General features: G+C 73.3%; 16 protein-coding genes. 3 read left to right on the top strand and 13 right to left on the bottom strand.

Features of this window, described 5'->3' with window-relative positions; all coding sequences use genetic code 11:
• Positions 1–14 precede the first annotated feature (14 nt).
• The 4 genes from ACFY7C_RS23760 to ACFY7C_RS23745 are packed head-to-tail and all read right to left on the bottom strand — an operon-like array spanning position 15 to position 5,584.
• On the bottom strand, positions 15–368 hold the full coding sequence (locus ACFY7C_RS23760; protein WP_389653978.1) for an acyl carrier protein: 354 nt from the start codon (positions 366–368) through the stop codon (positions 15–17).
• Positions 365–3,442 (bottom strand): condensation domain-containing protein, encoded by a 3,078-nt coding sequence (locus ACFY7C_RS23755; RefSeq protein ID WP_389653976.1) that lies wholly within the window; start codon positions 3,440–3,442, stop codon positions 365–367. Before ACFY7C_RS23755 ends, ACFY7C_RS23760 begins: the two co-directional genes overlap by 4 nt.
• Positions 3,439–5,295: an amino acid adenylation domain-containing protein gene (locus ACFY7C_RS23750; RefSeq protein ID WP_389653974.1), complete on the bottom strand. Its 1,857-nt coding sequence runs from the start codon at positions 5,293–5,295 to the stop codon at positions 3,439–3,441. Before ACFY7C_RS23750 ends, ACFY7C_RS23755 begins: the two co-directional genes overlap by 4 nt.
• Positions 5,296–5,350: 55 nt before the next feature.
• Complete coding sequence (locus tag ACFY7C_RS23745; protein WP_389653972.1) at positions 5,351–5,584, bottom strand: hypothetical protein; 234 nt, start codon at positions 5,582–5,584, stop codon at positions 5,351–5,353.
• Positions 5,585–5,859: 275 nt separating this feature from the next.
• Here ACFY7C_RS23745 and ACFY7C_RS23740 point away from each other — a divergent pair, with 275 nt between their 5' ends.
• Entirely contained in the window at positions 5,860–6,405 is a 546-nt protein-coding gene (locus ACFY7C_RS23740) for a GNAT family N-acetyltransferase (RefSeq protein ID WP_389653970.1), read from the top strand.
• Positions 6,406–6,429: 24 nt separating this feature from the next.
• Here the strand turns inward: ACFY7C_RS23740 and ACFY7C_RS23735 are convergent, their stop codons facing one another.
• Both ACFY7C_RS23735 and ACFY7C_RS23730 read right to left on the bottom strand, forming a co-directional pair.
• Positions 6,430–7,338, bottom strand: coding sequence for a CopD family protein (locus ACFY7C_RS23735; protein ID WP_389653968.1), 909 nt, complete (start codon positions 7,336–7,338; stop codon positions 6,430–6,432).
• A gap of 149 nt (positions 7,339–7,487) precedes the next feature.
• The gene (locus tag ACFY7C_RS23730) at positions 7,488–7,703 is read right to left on the bottom strand and encodes an EF-hand domain-containing protein (protein ID WP_352076310.1); all 216 of its coding nucleotides are present in this window, start codon (positions 7,701–7,703) and stop codon (positions 7,488–7,490) included.
• Positions 7,704–7,777: 74 nt separating this feature from the next.
• Here ACFY7C_RS23730 and ACFY7C_RS23725 point away from each other — a divergent pair, with 74 nt between their 5' ends.
• Positions 7,778–8,425, top strand: a complete 648-nt coding sequence (locus tag ACFY7C_RS23725; RefSeq protein ID WP_389653965.1) for a GNAT family N-acetyltransferase — start codon at positions 7,778–7,780, stop codon at positions 8,423–8,425.
• Positions 8,426–8,459: 34 nt separating this feature from the next.
• Here ACFY7C_RS23725 and ACFY7C_RS23720 read toward each other — a convergent pair whose 3' ends face one another.
• The 6 genes from ACFY7C_RS23720 to ACFY7C_RS23695 all read right to left on the bottom strand — a co-directional run bounded on the left by ACFY7C_RS23720 (position 8,460) and on the right by ACFY7C_RS23695 (position 14,914).
• Positions 8,460–9,647 carry a YncE family protein gene (locus ACFY7C_RS23720; protein ID WP_389653963.1) on the bottom strand — a complete coding sequence of 396 codons (1,188 nt, stop codon included), beginning with the start codon at positions 9,645–9,647 and terminating at the stop codon, positions 8,460–8,462.
• Complete coding sequence (locus tag ACFY7C_RS23715) at positions 9,647–10,411, bottom strand: polysaccharide deacetylase family protein (RefSeq protein WP_389653961.1); 765 nt, start codon at positions 10,409–10,411, stop codon at positions 9,647–9,649. The genes ACFY7C_RS23720 and ACFY7C_RS23715 overlap by 1 nt, the downstream gene beginning before the upstream one ends.
• A 382-nt stretch (positions 10,412–10,793) precedes the next feature.
• Complete coding sequence (locus ACFY7C_RS23710) at positions 10,794–11,297, bottom strand: ATP-binding protein (RefSeq protein WP_389653959.1); 504 nt, start codon at positions 11,295–11,297, stop codon at positions 10,794–10,796.
• A gap of 135 nt (positions 11,298–11,432) precedes the next feature.
• Positions 11,433–12,200, bottom strand: coding sequence for an enoyl-CoA hydratase/isomerase family protein (locus tag ACFY7C_RS23705; protein ID WP_389653957.1), 768 nt, complete (start codon positions 12,198–12,200; stop codon positions 11,433–11,435).
• 82 nt (positions 12,201–12,282) lie between these two features.
• A complete protein-coding gene (locus ACFY7C_RS23700) occupies positions 12,283–13,527 on the bottom strand; it encodes an Ig-like domain-containing protein (RefSeq protein WP_389653955.1) in 1,245 nt (414 codons plus the stop codon).
• Between the two features lie 163 nt (positions 13,528–13,690).
• On the bottom strand, positions 13,691–14,914 hold the full coding sequence (locus tag ACFY7C_RS23695) for an Ig-like domain-containing protein (protein WP_389653953.1): 1,224 nt from the start codon (positions 14,912–14,914) through the stop codon (positions 13,691–13,693).
• Positions 14,915–15,075: 161 nt separating this feature from the next.
• Here ACFY7C_RS23695 and glgX point away from each other — a divergent pair, with 161 nt between their 5' ends.
• Positions 15,076–17,292, top strand: a complete 2,217-nt coding sequence (glgX, locus tag ACFY7C_RS23690) for a glycogen debranching protein GlgX (protein WP_389653951.1) — start codon at positions 15,076–15,078, stop codon at positions 17,290–17,292.
• Between the two features lie 7 nt (positions 17,293–17,299).
• Here the strand turns inward: glgX and ACFY7C_RS23685 are convergent, their stop codons facing one another.
• Positions 17,300–18,559, bottom strand: a complete 1,260-nt coding sequence (locus ACFY7C_RS23685; RefSeq protein WP_389653949.1) for a hypothetical protein — start codon at positions 18,557–18,559, stop codon at positions 17,300–17,302.
• Between the last annotated feature and the right edge of the window lie 30 nt (positions 18,560–18,589).

Genomic DNA, 18,589 nt, shown 5'->3' with positions numbered 1-18,589 from the left:
TCCGGTTCCCCCGCTCACTCGGAGACGAGCTGGTCGCGGCGCGCGCGGCCGAGCAGGCCGCCGCGGTTGCGGGCGCCGAGCTCGGTCAGGCCCTCGTCGGCGCCGGTGGGGTCGGCGAGCAGGGCGACCTGGGCCTTGACGGTGCTGTGCTGGAAGAGGTCGGACACCTTCAGGCTGCGCTCCGTCAGCGGGTCGAGCTCCTCCCACAGCATGATGAGGAGCAGGGAACTGCCGCCCGCCTCCAGGAAGTTGACGTCCTCGGGTACCTCGTCCGCGCTGTCCAGGTCGAGTACGTCGGCCCAGGCCTGCCGGACCCGGTCGAGGAGTTCGGTCTCGGTGAGCGGGGTCGTGGCCACGGTGTTGTTCACGAAGTGCTCCTGGTGATGGGGTGGGAATCGGGGTCGGCCGCGAGGTCTTCGGCGGCGGTGACCACGTCGGCCAGCAGGGCCTGTGCCGTCTCCTGCGTGAACAGGCGGACGGCGTACGACAGGGAGAGGTCGAGCCGGTCGTCCGCGGCCTCCGAGGCGACGAGTTCGAGCTCGTACTTGATGTGCAGCGGGCTCAGCGGGAGGAACCGGGCGGTGGTGCCGGCGGTCAGCGGCTCCGGGCCCGCGGCGCCGCTCTGGGCGCTGAGGAACACCGGGGTCAGGGCCGGACGGCTCAGGTCGCGGTCGCTGTGCAGCTCGCCGGCGAGGACGTCGAGCGCCACTCCGGCGTGCCGGTACGACACCGCGCAGCTCTCCCTGACCCGGCCGAGCAGTTCGCGCCAGGTCAGGTCCTCGCGCAGGTCCACGCGCAGGATCAGGGTGTTGACGAACATCCCGATCGCCTCGGCGGCCGCCGGGTCCTCGCGTCCGGCCCAGGGGAAGGCGAACAGGAAGTCGCGCTGGGTGCCGCGCCGGGCCAGGGCCACGGCGAGCAGCGCCGCGGTGGTCATGAAGGGGGTGCAGCCGACGACGTCGGCGGCGACGGTGCGCAGCCGGGCGGCGGTTGCGGCGGGCAGCCGCTCGGTGAGCAGGGCCGCCTCGGTGGACTGGAGTTCGGTGCGCGGCCGGTCGTGCGGCAGCGCGATGTCGTTGGGCGCCCCGCGCAGGTGCTCCAGGAGGGCGGCCGCGCGCTCGGTCTCCTCGGCCTCGGACCCGGGGTCGGCCGGGGCCAGGCGGGCCGGGTGCACCGGTTCCGCGAGCTCGGGTACGGCTCCGGCGGCCAGGGCCCGGTAGGCCGTGCCGATCTCCGCGAGCAGCAGGTCGCGGGACCAGCCGTCGGCGACGATGTGGTGGACCACCAGGGCGAGCACGGTCCGGTCGGGACCGAGGGTGAGGATCTCCGCGCGGGCGGGGGCCTGCCGACCGAGGTCCACGGGCTCCCAGCACAGCCGGGACAGCCGGTCCCGCAGCGTGTCGGGGCGCCAGTCGGCGGCGTCCGTGACCGCGGTCGGGGCCGGGGTGCCGGTGGTGCGGTAGCACACGTGCCGCTTGCGCCGGTCGAGGAAGAAGACCGTGGACAGGGCGGGGTGCCGGGTGAGGACGAGGTCCACGGCGCGGCGCAGCACCTCGCGGTCGACGGGGCCGCCGTACTCGACCAGAGTGGGGATGAGATAGGCGGCGCGCAGCGACGGAAGCCGGTCGAGGAACCAGAACCGCTGCTGCACCGGGGAGGCGGGGTGCGCCTCGTCGTCGGCGGCGGGCACGGGGGCGGGGGCGTCCCCCGCGGCCGGTACGGCCTCGGCGGCGGCCCTCGCCTCGTCGAGGAGCCGGGCAAGACCCGCCACCGTGGGGTCGGGCAGGAAGGCGCGGGGGGACACGGCCAGGCCGTGCCGGCGCTTGGCCTCGGCCAGCATCGTGACCGCGAGCAGCGAGTGGCCGCCGAGGGCGAAGAAGTCGGTGCCGGCGGTCAGTTCCGCCGCCGCGGGGGCGGGGCCGACGCCGCGCTGGGCGAGGGCGGCGGCGAACAGCTCGGCCGCGTCCGCCTCCGAGCCCGTCAGGCGGGGCGCGTCGGCGGGGGCCACGGCCGGGGCGGGGGCCACGGCGGTCGGTTCCGGCTCGGGCTCGGGCGGCAGCGCGTCCGCGGACGGCTGGCCCGGCAGGGCCGGCAGGGCGTCCAGCGGCCGGGCCGGATCGGCGACCGCCTCGGCGAGCAGGGCCGCCAGGCCGCCGGCGAGGTCCCGCGCCGTGGCGTGGGCGTACAGCTCGGTGTCGTACTCGACGGTGATCGACAGCCCGTCGGGGCCGTCCTCGAGGACGAACAGCAGGTCGAACTTGGCGGTGTCGGTGCCGAGCACCACGGGCGCCGTCCAGCCGGTGCCGCCGGCCCGGGGCACGGGCGTGTTCTGGTACACGAACCCGACCTCGACCAGCGGCCGGCGGCCCGCCGCGCGGGCGGCGCCGACGGCGGCCGTGAGCCGGTCGAAGGGGACGCCCTGGTGGGACAGCGAGCGGAAGGCCTCGGTGCGGACCGCCGTGCACAGCTCGCCGAAGGACCCGGTGGTGTCGACCCGGCAGCGCAGCGGCACGGTGTTGACGAAGAAGCCGACGGCCTCCTCCAGGCCCGCGTGGACCCGGTTGGCCGTCATCGTGCCGAGCAGGAAGTCGCTCCGGCCCGACCAGCGGTGCAGCAGGGCCTGGACGGCCGCGGTGAGCACGACGTACGGCGTGGCCCGCAGCGAGCGGGCGAGCGTGGCGATCCCGGTGCGGACCGGCGGTGGGACGGTGACCGCGAGCTGGGCGCCGGGCCGGGTCCCGTCGGGGGCGGCCGGCCGTTCGGCGCGTCCGGCGAGGTGCAGTCCGGGCGCCACGCGCAGCAGCTCGGCGACGCGCTCGTCGAGGCCCGCGACGGCGTCGGGGTCGTGTTCGGCGGCGCGTTCGAGCGTCGCGAAGTCCGCGTAGCGGGTGGGCAGCGCGGGCAGCTCGGCCGGGTCGCCGTCGGCCGCCGCCTCGTAGGCGCGGGCCAGGTCGTCGAAGAGCGGGGCCAGCGACCAGCCGTCCACGGCGATGTGGTGGACGGTCAGCAGCACGGCGTCGCCGCCGGGCAGGCCCTGCCAGACCGTGCAGCGCAGCAGCGGGCCGTGCTCCAGGTCGAAGGGGGCGCGGCCGCGCTCCCTCGCCTCCCGTTCCGCGCGGGCGGCGGCGTCGGGCGCGCCGGTGAGGTCGACGACCTCGACGGGGACGGGCTCGGCGGCGAGGACGTGCTGCGCGGGACGGCCGTCCTCGGCCGGCCGGAAGACGGTGCGCAGCGGTTCGTGCCGTGCGGTGACCGCCTCCAGGGCGAGCGACAGGGCCTTGGCGTCGACCGCTCCGCCGGCCCGGAAGTACAGCGGGACGTTGTAGGTGGGGTTGCCGGGCGCGGCGGCGTCGGTGAACCACAGCCGCTCCTGCGCGAAGGAGAGCGGCGCGGGGCGGTCGGACGCGGGGCCCGGGACGGTGGGGCGGGAGGTGGTGGTCATGAGGCGGCCGCCACCGGCTGCGCGGCCACGTGGGCGGCCAGCTCTTCCAGGCTGTCGGTCAGCAGTACGGCTCCGGCGTCGACGCGGACGTCGAGGTGCTGCCGTACGCGGGTGGCGACCTGCATCGCGAGGATCGAGTTGCCGCCCAGGTCGATGAAGTTGGAGCCGGGTCCGACCACGTCGGCGTCGGCGGAGAGCACGTCCTGCCAGATGGCCTGGAGCGCGGCGAGCACCGAGGCGTCCGAGGGCCGGTCGCCGGGGGCGGCGGGGGCGTCCGTCCGGGGGGCCGCCGTGCGTCCGGCGGCCGGTGCGTCGAGCAGCCTCAGCAGCTGGGCGCGGTCGGCCTTTCCGGTCGAACCGAAGGGCACCCGGTCGAGCACCAGCCAGCGGGCGGGCAGCATGTAGCTCGGCAGGGTCTGTCCGAGCGCCCGGTTGAGCGCGGCGGGCAGTTCCTCCGGGCCCGGCCCGGCACCGGCGGCGTCGCGGGCCGGCAGCACGAAGCCGACGAGCGAGGCGGTCGGGCCCTCGCCGATCTTCTCGACGAAGGCGGAGTCGGCCAGGCCGCAGTTCAGCGCGGTGCGCTCGATCTCCTCGAGCTCGATGCGGAAGCCGCGCAGCTTGACCTGCCGGTCGGTGCGGCCGAAGAGCTCCACGGCGCCGCTCGGGAGCAGTCGGCCGGTGTCGCCGGTGCGGTAGATCCGCTCGCCGGTCGCGGGGTGGGTGACGAACCGCTCGGCGGTCAGCTCGGGGCGGGCCAGATAGCCGAGGGCGACGCCCGGGCCGCCGACGCACAGCTCGCCGGTCTCGCCGGCGGGCACCTCGTTCAGCTCGGCGTCCAGGAGGTGCAGGGTGGTCTCCTGGAGGGGGAAGCCGACCGGTACGCGGTCCAGGCCCGCCAGGCTCTCGTCCGTGCAGTCGAAGTAGGCGGCGAACGTGGTCGTCTCGGTGGGGCCGTACCCGTTGACCAGCCGCGCGGGCGGCTCGGCGGCCAGGACCCGGCGCACCGCGCCCAGCTCCAGCTGCTCGCCGCCGACCACGACGGTCCGCACGGTGCCGAAGGCGCCCGCGCTCTCCCGCGCCACGGTGTGGAAGAGGGAGGTGGTGAGGAACATCGCGTCGATCCGCTCCGTGCGGATCAGCGCGGTCCACTCGTCCATGACCAGTTCGGTGACGGACGGGAAGACCACGACGGTCGCGCCGGCGCAGAGGGTGTTCCAGACCTCGAAGGTGGTGGCGTCGAAGGCCGGGTTGGCGGAGCTCGCCACCTGGTCGCCCGCGCCGAGCGTGCAGAAGCGGGCGTTCAGCGCGAGGCGCAGCACGGCACGGTGGGGTACGACGACGCCCTTGGGGCGCCCGGTGGAGCCCGACGTGAAGTTGACGTACGCCGGGTCGTCACGGTCGCCGGTCACGGCGGGCGCCGGGAGGCCGGGGTCGGTCTCGGGGAGGGCGAGCGGCTCGACGCCCGCGGGCAGCCAGGCGGACAGGTCGGCCCAGCGGCCGGGGGCCGCCGCACCGGCCCCCGGCGAGCGGACGATCACCCGGGACCCGGACTCGGCGACGGCGTCGGCGAGCCGGCCGGTGGGGGCGAGACCGTCCAGGGGAAGGTAGGCGGCGCCGCAGCGCAGGATGCCGAGGAAGGTGACGATCAGGTCGACCGAGCGGTCCTGGGCGACCGGTACGAGGTCGCCGCGGCCGACTCCCCGCCCGGCCAGCTCGGCGGCGAGCCAGCCGGCACGCTGCCACAGCTCCCGGTACGAGAGCTCCCGGCCCCCTGCCGGATCGCGTACGGCACAGGCGTCGGGCTGAGTCTCGACCCACTGTGCCACGACGTCGTGCACGCTGACTGCCGCCATTTTCCTACCCCTCCTCTGAATTCGATGTGAACTGCGCGTCAAAAAGGGATTCGGTTCATCCCCAGCCGTGGTCGTCGGTGCCGCCCGCCAGGACGACGGTGCCGTCGGCCGGGATGGCGGAGCCGGGGGTGATCACGCCCCAGCCGTGGTCGTCGGCCACGATTCGCCCGGTCGAGTCGGCCACGGAGCCGGCACCCTGCAGGAGTCCGCCGGAGACGGCCGCCGCAGTCGCGAGGAAAAGGGCCGAGACGGAGATTCCCGCGGAGCTGACGAACCGGTTGATACGCATCTCTCTCGCTTTCGTTGAACGGCCGTTCACGCTTTTTCGGCCGCGTTGCTTTCCGACGTCCACATCGTGTGTCGAGCGAGGAGTCGGTATCAACGATTCGCCACCGCATGCCTGTGCGGCGCACGTTCATGCGGACCGGTGAAACGGACATCCCGGACCGGCGCCATGGGCCCGGGCCTGGGCTCTCGCCTAGAGTCGAGGGCGTCCACCAGGGGTGCGGGGGGCGGTCAACGGCCTGCCGCGACGACTGGATCCGGCCACGATGGAGGCTTGCCGTGACGCTCTTCGGCCACAACCTGACAGACTCCGCCCAGCTGCGCCCGTTGGAGCCGTGGCAGGCGGAAGAATTCGCCCGGTACGTCGACCGGGTACGTCCCCATCTCGCGCCGTGGCTTCCGTGGGCGCACTTCGTGAACGACGCCGACTCGGCCCGGCAATTCCTGCAGCGGTACGCGGACACGCAGAGTCAGGACGGCGGCCGGATCTTCGGCATCTGGGTCGACGGAAATCTGGAGGGCGGGGCCCTCTTCCGCATCTTCGACGTGCCGACCGGTGTATGCGAAATGGGTGTCTGGCTGTCCCCTGATGTTCAGGGAAAGGGTCTTGTCACGCTTGCCGCGCGGCATCTCGCGGACTGGGCTCTGGGCGTACGCGGAATGCACCGGGTCGAATGGCGGGTGACACCGGCGAATATGCGCAGCATCGCGGTCGCCAAGCGTCTCGGAATGCGATACGAGGGCACGCTGCGCGAGGTCTTCGCTTTCAACGGCGTGCGCCAGGACCTGGAGATCTGGTCCCTGCTCGCCGGCGACGCCGCGTAACCGGGGACCGCTCCCCCGACCCCGTCAGGGCAGCAGCCAGTGCGGGTCCGGTACGACGGTGAGCAGCGCGGAGACCACCATGACGGCCGCCAGCACCCCCAGCTCGACCCGGGCGGGGGGCTGGGCGTCGCCGCCGCCGAGCATCCGGCGGCGGGCGGTCAGGGCGAGCAGCGCGGCCAGGCCGAAGAGGGCGAGCTTCACCACGAGGACCCTGCCGTACGCGGTGGTGAGGACCCCGTCGAGCGGGAGGCGGCGCAGGGTGGAGCAGGTGCCGGTGACGGCGAGGGCGGCGAAGACCCAGGCGGCCATCCTGGCGTACCGCATCAGGACGTCCCTGCCGCCGCCGCGCAGCCGCATGGTGCGCAGCACGTACAGCAGGGTGCCGAACCAGAGCGAGGCGGCCGTCAGGTGCACCACGGTGAGGGTGACGCCGACCGCCGGGCTGTACGCCTCGGGGTGGGCGCGCAGCGCCTCGGCCCCGATCGCGACGGCGAGCGGCCCCAGTGCGAGGGCGGGCCGGCGGTCGGCGGCGCACAGCGCGGCCAGCGCGAGGGCGTTGGCGGTGACGAGGAGCAGCCGGCCTTCGCGCAGCCCGTAGACGGTGGTCAGCTTGAGTCCGCTGATCACGGCGAGGAGCACGAGGAGACCCGCGGAGGCGGCGCAGCCGACGGCGGCGGCGGGCAGGGACCAGCGGCGGGGCAGCGGGCCTTCGCCGGCGATCCGGACGCCCGCGATCTCGCCGATCTGGACGGCGAGGGCGGTGACGACGAGGAGCCGCAGCAGGGTGATGCTGCCCGCGGCGGGGATCTCCAGTTCACCGGTGCCCGTCCGGGCGAGTGAGCCGCCGAGGAGGGCGACGGTGAGGACGGCGAGGGCGGCGAGAACGGCTGCCGTCAGACGGATCGGGGTACCGAGGGGTCCGGGGAGCGTCACCTCATGATCGTCACCGGGGTCCGGACGGGCGGCAACTCAGGCGGCGTGCGCATGGTCGTACGCCGCGCCGTACGCCGTGTCGTCCGGCGCCGCCCGTCCGTGCCCCGGAGGGCTCAGGCCCCGGCCCGTGGCCGGGCGGGGACCGTGGCTCAGGCCTTGTCGAGGTGGGCCCAGAACTCGTCCCAGGACAGGACGCCGTCGCCGTTGGCGTCGCGCTGCTTGATGAGCGCCTCGGCGACGGTCTCGGTCACGTTGAAGTCGCCCAGCTGGGCCATGACGCTCTTGTACTCGGCGGCCGTGATGAAGCCGTCCCCGTCCACGTCGAACTTGTCGAATGCCGTACGTGCCGACTCGATGTCCGCCACTTTTTCCGCCCCTTCATGGTGCTTCGATGTCGGGGGTCAGATTAGCGGGCGCGGTCGTATCGGATGATGGGGGTATGAACAGCGAGGTCACTGGAGTGGCGGACATCCTGGCGGCGGCGGCGCGCGGGGTGTTCCCTCCGCCGGACGGGTCGACGACGATCCTGCGGCAGCCGAACGCCCGGGACGCGGGGGTGCTGTCGTTCACGGCGCACTCGGTGGTGTTCCTGGACGAGGACCCGGAGTGGATACGGGCGGAGCTGGCGGCGGCGTCGACGGATCCGCTGGTGGCGAGCATGACCCCGCCGTTCCTGTCGGCGCTGACGGCCCGCACGCGCCGGTACGTGAACACGATCGACCTGCTGACCGTCGCGGACGCCCTCCCGGGCGAGCCCGGCATCGAGCTGCGCGAGATCGACGACCCCGAGCATCCGCGGGTGGCGCGGGCGCTGAAGTACCGGGACGAGGTCCGGGTGTGGGCCGCGGACGGCGGCGTGCTGATCCTGGGCCGGGGCGTCGCGGGCCGCATGGAGGCGGCGATCGAGGTGGACGAGACCGTGCGCCACCGGGGCCTGGGCCGGGCGCTGGCGACGGCGGCCCGTCATCTGACCCCGGACCCGGTGGTCTGGGCGCAGCAGTCCCCCGGCAACGCCCGCAGCGTCCGCGTCTTCCAGGCGGCGGGCTACCGCCCGGTCGGCGCGGAGGCCCTGTTGGTCGCGCGGTAGGACCTCCGGTGACCGCGCGAACCGAGCCCAAGGATCAGCGGAACACGCCGGTGTGGCCGAGGGAGTAGCGGCCCGGCTGGGGGTAGACGGCCAGGCCGTGGGGGCCGCCGCCGACGGGGATGCGGGCCAGCTGCCTGCCGGTGGTGGTGTCGATCGCGTAGACCTCGGAGTCGTAGCGGCCGGAGAGCCACAGCACCTTGCCGTCGGCGGAGACGCCGCCCATGTCGGGGGATCCGCCGTCCGGCAGCCACCACTTCTTGGTGAGCCGGTTCTGCTTGAAGTCGAAGACGGAGATCGAGCCCTCGCCGCGGTTGGGGACGTACATCTCCCGGGAGTCGCGGGAGACGTAGAGCCCGTGGCAGCCCTTGCCGGTGGGCAGCAGCTTCGGGGTGGTGAACTTCTCGCCGTCGAGGACCCACATGCCGTGCGCCATCATGTCGGCGATGTAGAAGGTCTTGCCGTCGGGTGAGATCTTCACGTCCTGCGGCATGGCGCCCTCGAAGGGGAGCCGCTGCTGGCCGATGACCTCCATCTTCTCGGTGTCGACCTTGAGGAGCTCGGCGGAGAACTCGCAGGACACGATGAAGTAGCGCCCGTCGGCCGAGAAGTCCGCGTGGTTGACGCCGTAGCAGGAGACGGGGACGGTCTTCTTCCGTTCCATGGTGTGCGGGTCGCGGAAGACGAGTTCGCGGTCGAGCGAGGCCATGACGACGGCGTACTTGCCGTTCGGGGTGAAGTAGAGGTTGTACGGGTCGTGGACCTCGACCGGCTTGCCGGCGGTGCCGGTGGCGGGGTCGATGGGGGTGAGGGTGTGGCCGCGGTTGTTGTTGACCCAGAGGGTCTTCAGGTCCCAGGAGGGGACGACGTGCTGCGGCTGGATGCCGACGGGGATGGTCTCGATGACCTTGTAGGTGGCGGGGTCGATGACGGAGACGGTGTTGGAGTTGGTGTTGGGGACGTACACCCGGGAGGGGAAGTCCTTGACGACCGGGGAGAGTCTGCCCGGCCGGTCGGCGGCGTAGACGTCGTTCGGGTCGAGCAGCGGCGGCATGCCGGGCAGCCCGGCGGGGGCGGCGGGTTTCGGTACGGCGGGGACGGCGGCGGCCTTCCTGGCGCCGCCGCCGCTCTCGGCGGGGCCGGGATCCGAGCAGGCGGCGAGGGCGAGCAGCAGGGCGGTGGCGGCGAGGGCGCGCTTCGTACGGCGCGGGGCGAGGGTCGGCATCAGGTCAGCAGCTCCGTGGTGGTCACCGCGGAGAGGCCGCGGCGGTCGAGGTCGGCGAGGAGGAGGGGCAGCGCGGCGACCGTGTCGGCGTAGCCGAAGTGGAGGCTCACCACCGATCCGTTGCGGATCTCCCGGGTGACGTGGGCGACGACGGCCGCGGGGCCGGGCGAGGTGTGGTCGAGGGAGTCGACGTCGTACGAGAGGACGTGCGGGTATCCGGCGCGGCGCGCGGCCCGGCGGACGGTCTCGCCGGCGTGCCGGGTGCGGGAGGGCCGGAACCAGGTGCCGATGGAGCCGGTGAGGCGGCGCAGCCGGCGGGCGCAGTCCTCGATCTCGGTGTGGGCCTCGGCCTCGGTCATGGCGGTGATGTCGAGGTGGCGCTGGGTGTGGTTGCCGAGGTCGTGGCCGCCGTCGAGGACGCGCCGGGCGAGCTCGGGGTGGCGGTCGAGCCAGTCGCCGACGGCGAGGACGGTGACGCGGGCGCCGGCCCGTTCGGCCCGGTCGAGGATCGCGCGGGCGGTGGCGGGGTCGCCCTGCCCGTGGAAGGTGAGGGCGACCCGGGGCCGGTCGCGGGGCCCGGTGGTGATCTCGTCGGGGCGGCCGGGGTAGCGGCGGGGTCCCGGGGCGGCGGGCGCGGGCGCGGGGCGCTGGGGGCGCGGGGCGGGGCGGTCCGTGCCGCAGGCGGTGCCGAGGGCTCCCGCGAGGGCGGCGGCCGTGCCGGCCCGGAGGGCACCGCGGCGGTCGGTCGGCGTCACGGGCACCATTTAACGGCCGCCGGGCCCGGAAGATGAGGATTGCGCCGTTTCAGGACGTTTACGGGGCGCGGTCGGCCGTCCACCATGCGGACCGGTCGAGGAAACACCCGATGAACCCCATACTTATTCATCGTTTACAAGGTCAGTGCTCTAGGTCACCAACGATTCATCGGTAAACTGTTCACCTATGTCCGCATCTGCCCCGGTAAGGACTTTTGGCACCGAGGCCACCTGTCTGCCATAGTCGAGGACACGACCCCCATTGACCCGGGTTCAGGTCGTCACAGCGGCCGTGGATACCACCCCCCTGATCCACGGCGCATCACACGGAAGCCCCCAGGCGCCCCATCACGGCGGACGGGGGCTTTCGTGCGTCCGAGGGCGGAAGAGCTCAGCGGTCGCTGACCCGCATCTCGAACCAGGTGGTCTTGCCGCGCGGGGCCAGGTCGACGCCCCAGCGGTCGGAGAGCTTGTCGACGAGGAAGAGCCCCCGGCCGCTGGTGTCGAGCTCGTGCACCGGCATCAGGCAGGGCAGACCGCGCGAGGGGTCGCGGACCTCGACGCGGATCCAGCCGCGGCGGCGCAGCATGCGCAGGGCGAAGACGCGGGCGCCGGTGTGCCGGACGGCGTTGCCGACGAGCTCGGAGACCAGCAGCACCGCGTGCTCGGCGATCTGCGGGGTGAGGGCCCAGTGGCGCAGCACGACCCACTGGGTGAGCCGGCGGGCGACCGCGGCGGACTCGGGACGGGACGGCAGCCGGACGTCGTCCTCCGCCGGGTTCCCGTACAAGTGCAGTGCTTCCGCGGCCTGTTCGTCCTCGGCGGCCGGTACCCACCGTGCGGCGGTCGCCCCGCCGTGCTGCCGCGGTTGATCCATACCCTCCAGGCCCGCCATGCCCCCCATCATGGCCGCACAGAGCCGGGCGCGGGGCCGTTCCGGGGGATTCGACCCCCCGGAATCGACAACTCCACGGGACTGCCTCCGGCACATGCCGGCGTCAGCGCCGAGCGTGTCCGAAGTGCGGGGAGATCAGACGAACTTGGCCTTCCCCGGGCCCTCCTCGACGAAGCTGCGCATCCCGCGCTCCCGGTCCTCGGTGGCGAACAGGCCGGCGAACCAGGTGCGCTCGATGGCGAGGCCGGTGTCGATGTCCGCCTCCAGGCCCTGGTCGATCGCCTCCTTCGCCGCCCGCAGCGCGATCGCCGGGCCCTGGGCCAGCTTCGCGGCCCAGGCGTGCGCCTGCTCGTACACCTCGGCGGCCGGCACCACCCGGTCGACGAGACCGATCCGCAGCGCCTCGTCCGCCTTCACCATGCGGCCGGTGAAGATGAGGTCCTTGGCCTTGGAGGGGCCGACGAGACGGGACAGCCGCTGGGTGCCGCCGGCGCCCGGGATGAGGCCGAGCAGGATCTCGGGCTGGCCCAGCTTGGCGTTGTCCGCGGCGATCCGGTAGTCGGCGCACAGCGCCAGCTCGCAGCCGCCGCCCAGGGCGTAGCCGGTGACGGCGGCGACGACCGGCTTGGGGATGCGGGCGACCGCGGTGAAGGAGTCCTGCAGCGCGCGGGACCGCTTGACCATGGCCGCGTGGTCCATGACCTGCATCTCCTTGATGTCCGCGCCGGCCGCGAACACCTTCTCGCCGCCGTACAGGATCACGGCCCGCACGTCGTCGCGGTCCGTCGCCTCCTCGGCCAGCTCGCGCAGCCGGTCCTGGGTGGCGATGTCCAGGGCGTTCATCGGGGGGCGGTCGAGGCGGATGGTGCCGACGCCTTCGGCGACTTCGAGGTTCACAGTCATGGAGGGCAGGTTAGTCGCCGTTAACGCGAACGGACCCGGTGCTGTTGCTCACAGCACCGGGTCCGCTCGTCACGGGGACGGACTACTTGGTCCATTCCTCCCAGGACATGTTCCAGCCGTTGAGGCCGTTGTCCGGCTGGATCTGCTTGTCCTTGGAGTTCTTCACGATGACGACGTCACCGATGAGGGAGCGGTCGTAGAACCAGGCCGCCGGCGTGGAGCTGTCGCCCGCTCCCCGGGTGTCGCGCAGACCCACGCAGCCGTGGCTGACGTTGGCCGAGCCGAACGTCGAGGCGGAGGCCCAGTAGTTGCCGTGCACGAAGGTGCCCGAGGTGGACAGGCGCATCGCGTGCGGCACGTCCTTGATGTCGTACTCGCCGCCGAAGCCGACGGTGGCCCCGTTCATGCGGGTCACCTTGTACTTCTCGCTGATGACCATCTGGCCGTTGTACGTCGTCGTGGACGGCGCGCCCGCGGTGATCGGCAGGGTCTTGATGATCTTGCCGTCGCGCTCGACCTTCATGGTCTTGGCGCTGGCGTCGACCGTGGAGACCTGACGGCGGCCGATGGTGAAGGAGTAGGTCTTCTTCTGCTTGCCGTAGACGCCCGGGCGGCCCTCGACGCCGTCCAGGTTGAGCTTCACGGTCACCTTGGTGCCCGCGGCCCAGTACTCCTTGGGACGGAAGTCGAGCCGGTCGTTGCCGAACCAGTGGCCCTCGATCTCCACCGACGGCTCCGCCGTCACCGTGATGGCGCGCTCGACGGCCTCCGGGTCGGTGATGCCGCGGGTGAAGTTGATCGAGACCGGCATGCCGACGCCGACGGTCTGGCCGGCCTCCGGCGTGTAGTGGCCGATGAAGGTGTTCTTCGGGGTGAGCGTGGAGAAGGTGGTGTCCTTCGCCGACTCACGGCCCTCGGCGTCCTTGGCGATCGCGTGCACCTTGTACTGGGTGCTCGCGGCCAGGTGGCCCAGCGGCTCCCAGCTGCTGCCGTCGGCGGAGATCTTGCCCTCCACCTTGTTGCCCTCGGTGTCGGAGACCGTCACCGTGGTCAGCTTGCCCTGCTCCGCCGTCACCTTCAGCGCCCCGCTGGTGGCGACCGAGTCGGCGCCGTCCTTCGGAGCGATCGTCACGACCGCCGCGGAGGCCGCGATCTCCTGCTTGCCGCCACCGCCGCCCGCGTCCTGGCCGCCCTTGTCGCCGCCGCCGGCGACGCCACCGCCGCCGCAGGCGGTCAGGACGAGGAGCAGCGCTCCCGTCGCCAGGGCGCCCAGGCGGGTCCGGCGCCGCCGTCCGGCGTTCCCTCCGGATATCGGCTGCCCGTTCACTATGGTCTTCTCCCCTCGCACGACCCGGCACTGCCTGGGCCCCACCCCCGTGCGCATACTCCCGCGCACACGGCGTTAGATAATCACACCGCCGGACACGAAAGTTCCACGTGAATGTCACCGTTCAGTCCCAGTTCGTGCGAGGTGCGGACCGGGACCCGGGTCAGCGCAGCGCGGACCCGGCCTTCCAGCGGGCCCAGTCCATGTTCCAGCCGCCGAGGCCGTTGTCCGGAGCCACCTGCTTGTCGCGCGAGTTGACCACCTCCACCACGTCGCCGATGAGCGTCCGGTCGAAGAACCAGCCGGCCGGGGTGTCCGAGCCGCCGCCCTTCACGTCCCGCAGCCCCACACAGCCGTGGCTGACGTTCGCCGAGCCGAACGTGGCGGCCGGAGCCCAGTAGTTGCCGTGCAGGAAGGTCCCCGACTCGGTCAGCCGCATCGCGTGCGGCACGTCCTTGATGTCGTACTCCCCGCCGAAACCGACCGTGCGCCCGTCCATCCGCGTCACGTCGTACAGCTCCGTGACCACCATCTTCCCGTTGTACGTCGTGGTCTTCGGCGCCCCGGCCGTGATCGGCAGGGTGGTCAGCGGCTCGCCGTCCCGGCGGATCTCCATGGTGTGCTTCTCGGCGTCGACCAGCGAGACCTGCGAGCGGCCCACCGTGAAGCCGACCTTCTTGCGCTGGATCCCGTACACGCCCGGCGCACCCTCGACATCGCGCAGGGCGAGGTCGACGGTGACCCGGGTGCCCGGCTGCCAGTACGCGGCGGGGCGGAAGTCGAGCCGCTCCGCGCCGAACCAGTGGCCGACCACCTCCACCGGCGGGTCGGAGGTGATCCGGATGGCGCGCTCGACCGCCGCCCGGTTCTCGATCGGCCGGTTGAAGGAGAAGGAGACGATCATCCCGGTGCCGACCGTGGAACGGTTCTCCGGCTTGAAGTAGCCGATGAAACGGTGCTCGGGCACCACCGTGGTGAAGGTGGTGTGCCGGGCCGAGCGGCGGCCGTGCCCGTCGAGGGCGACCGCGTCCACGCTGTACTTCGCGGCGAGCGCGAGCCGGGTGCCGGGCCGGGGCCGCCAGCGCAGCCCGTCCGCGGAGATCTCCCCCGCCACCCGGGTCCGCTGCGCGTCCTCCACCTGGACCACGGTCACCCGCTCCAGACGCCCGCTGTCGACCCTCACCTCCACCGGGCCGTCGGCGGCCACCCCGCGGCTGCCGTCCTCCGGGCTGACCCGGATCACGTCGCCCGGCGCCCGGGCCTTGCCGGGCAGGGTGATGTCGATCCCGGGCGGCCCGTCCCCGGTGCACGCCGTAAGCCCCGCAAGGCCCGCAAGGACTCCGGCCACCACCAGGCAGGCCCTCGCCCGCTTCAGTACATGTCTCACGCCCGGCCCAACGACGGCCACCCTCCAGGGGAAACGTGCCCGCGCGGCATGTTGGGAGCACGGCCGTGCGGGCAGAACAGGTGGAGGACCACGTACGGGAAGCCGCGGCCGGGACGCCGCGCCCTTCTGTCGTACGGGGAGAGCCGCGGGAGGCCGGGACGGTGTCGAGCGCAGCCGAGCAGGAGGCGGTACGGGAGCGGGCCGGTGCCCCGAAGGGGCCGGTCCCTGTGGTGTGGCCGGGGGCGCCGACGCCGCTCGGCGCCCGGTGCCGGGTCGGACCGGACGGGGTGGCGGGGACCAACTTCGCGCTGTGGGCGGGCGGGGCCGAGGCCGTCGAGCTGTGCCTCTTCGACGCCTCCGGCACCGAGACCCGGCTCGCGCTGACCGAGCTCACCCATGAGATCTGGCACGGCTTCGTGCCCGGCGTCGGCCCGGGGCAGCGCTACGGCTACCGGGTGCACGGCCGCTGGGACCCGTGGACCGGCGCCCGCTGGAACCCGGCGAAGCTGCTCCTCGACCCGTACGCGCGGGCCGTCGACGGCGACTACGCCCGCCACGGACTGCCGCCCGAGGTGTACGGGCACGTCCGCGACTGGCCCCAGCAGCAGGTCGCCGACACCGTCCGGGACGAGCGGGACTCCGCCCCGTACGTCCCCAAGGCGGTCGTCGTCCACGACGACGACGACTGGTCCGACGACCGCAGACCCAAGACGCCCTGGCCGGACTCGGTCATCTACGAACTGCACGTCAAGGGCTTCACCGCGCTCCACCCGGGCGTCCCCGAGCGGCTGCGCGGCACCTACGCGGGCCTCGCCCACCCGGCCGCGATCGAGCACCTCGTACGGCTCGGGGTGACGGCGGTCGAGTTGCTGCCGGTGCACCAGTTCGCCCACGAGGACCACCTGCTGCGCCGGGGCCTGACCAACTACTGGGGCTACAACTCCATCGGCTACTTCGCCCCGCACGCCGGCTACTCCTCCTCCGGGACCGCCGGGCAGCAGGTCGGCGAGTTCAAGCGGATGGTGCGGGCGCTGCACGCGGCCGGCATCGAGGTCATCCTCGACGTCGTCTACAACCACACCGCGGAGGCCGGCGAGCTCGGCCCCACCCTGTCCCTCAAGGGCATCGACAACCGCGGCTACTACCGGCTCCAGTCCGACGCCCGGCGCTACGCCGACTACACCGGCTGCGGCAACACCCTGCACGTGGTGCAGCCGCAGGTGCTGCGGCTCATCACCGATTCCCTGCGCTACTGGGTGACCGAGATGGGCGTGGACGGCTTCCGCTTCGACCTGGCGGCGGCGCTCGCCCGCTCCTTCCACGACGTCGACATGCTCTCGCCGTTCCTCGCCGTCATCGCCCAGGACCCGGTGCTGCGCCGGGTCAAGCTGATCGCCGAGCCCTGGGACGTCGGCAACGGCGGCTATCAGGTGGGCGCCTTCCCGCCGCTGTGGACCGAGTGGAACGACCGCTACCGCGACGCCGTACGGGACTTCTGGCGCGGCGCGCTGCCCGACGTCCGGGACCTCGGCTACCGGCTCTCCGGCTCCAGCGACCTCTACGCGTGGGGCGGCCGCCGCCCGTACGCCTCCGTCAACTTCGTCACCGCCCACGACGGCTTCACCCTGCGCGACCTCGTCAGCTACGAGCGCAAGCACAACGAGGCCAACGGCGAGAACAACCGGGACGGCACGAACGACAACCGCTCCTGGAACTGCGGCGCCGAGGGCGAGACCGACGACCCCGAGGTCCAGGGGCTGCGCCTGCGCCAGCTGCGCAACCTGCTCACCACGCTGCTGCTGTCGACCGGGGTGCCGATGCTCGTCGCCGGCGACGAGATGGGCCGCACCCAGGGCGGCAACAACAACGCCTACTGCCAGGACAACGAGATCAGCTGGCTGGACTGGACGCTGCCCGAGGACCCGGGCCGCGCCCAGCTCCTCGCGCTCACCCGCCGCCTGCTCGCGCTGCGCCACCGGCACCCGGTGCTCCGCCGCCGCGCCTTCTTCTCCGGCCGGCCGCAGGGCGCCGACGGGCTGCGGGACCTGGCCTGGTTCACCGCCGAGGGCACCGAGATGACCGAGGGCGACTGGTACGCGCCCGCCGCGACCCTCGGCCTCTACCTCTCGGGCCGCGACATCCCGGGCCGCGACGCCCGCGGCGAGCAGGTCACCGACGACAGCTTCCTCGCGGTGCTGCACGCCGACCACCGCCCGGTGGACTACCGGCTCCCGGGCCCGCCGTGGGCGGAGTCGTACGAACTGGTCCTGGACACCGCCCACGAGGACCAGTCCCGCGCCCCGGGCACGGTGCACCGGGGCGGCGGGACGCTGACGGTGGCGGGGAGGTCGGTGGTGCTGCTGCGGGTGCGCGGGTGAGGGCCGGTCAGCGGCCGGCGGTGTACACGTAGCAGGCGTACGTGCCCTCGATGTCCACGTCCGGACCGGTGTAGGCGGAGCTGGAGGAGCCGGCGCCGTAGGTGTAGAACGTGTCGGCCGGACGGGCGCCTCGCACCCAGGCGCGCGGGGCGGCCCGGTACTTCGCCTCGCACTTCTCCTGGGCCTTCTTCACCGCCACACCGGTCGGGTTCCCCTCGATCGTCTCCTTCACCTCGACCTGGCCGAAGACCCGCAGCTCCGCGGCCTTGCCGTCGCAGGGCGTGACGCGGACGAGCTCCAGGCTGCCGCCGAGGCCGGTGTCCGTCGAGCCGCAGTCGCCCGGCTTCGCCTTCGTGAGCGGGGTCAGGGCCTTCTCCGCGGCCTGGGCCCGCTTCGCGCCGGCGGGCGGCGCCGGGACGGTCGCCTCGCCGTGGCGGGAGAGGCGGTACTCCGCCTTCAGCGAGGTCACGCCCTCGAGGAGGCCGTCCTCGTGGAGGGTGTCGAGCACGGGCCCGAAGTCGGCGGTGGCGGCGGTCAGCCGTCCCTCCCCGTCGAGCACCACCGTCAGGGGCACCCGGGCGGCGCTCTTGTCGGAGGTCAGGGACGACGAGAACTGCGGCGGCAGCGCGGCCTCCGCCGTCTGCGGCGGGACGCTCAACCGGTACGTCCGGCTGCCGTCGGCGCCCTTGTCCGGCTGCCTCTCCGCGTCCGAGACCCGGACCACCTCGGCCAGCGTGCCGCCGTACGGGGCGGTCTCGCCCGCCCGGTGGAGCACGCCGTCGAAGAGGTCGACGAGCTCCATGGGCGCGGAGGAGGAGTAACGCAGCCAGTCGCCCTGGCGGGTCCGGTAGGTGACGTCGTTGCCCGCGACCACGTACGTCTCCGGCGCGGCGGAGGAGCCGGGTCGCCCGCCCAGTTCGGCGGCGGCGTCCGCCGGGAAGCGGCGCGGCACCTCCAGGACCCGCTCGGCCTGGGCGGTGTCCTTGGCGTAGTCCTGCGTGCCCGTCGTGCGGTCGACGGCGGTGCCCTTGTCGGAGCCGTACGTGAGCGTCCAGCTGAAGGCCGCCGAACCGGCCGCCGTGGTCGCCTTGCTCGCGGCGGACAGCTGGTCGTCGAGCCGCACCTCGTAGACGGGAGTCACCGACGGCTTCGGCGCCCGGGCGTCCGCGCCCCCGCCCTCGCCCCCGGACTGGCAGGCCGCCAGCGCCGTCAGCAGCACCGGCAGCAGGGCCGCCGTGGCGCGGCGGCGTCTCGTGTGGTCGTGCATGGTCCCCGCCCTTGTCTCTCCACCCCAGGT

Origin of the sequence: Streptomyces sp. NPDC012769 (genome assembly GCF_042901205.1) — a bacterium.
In the GTDB taxonomy this organism is placed as follows: domain Bacteria; phylum Actinomycetota; class Actinomycetes; order Streptomycetales; family Streptomycetaceae; genus Streptomyces.
This window is presented reverse-complemented; position numbering and strand designations above follow the sequence as displayed.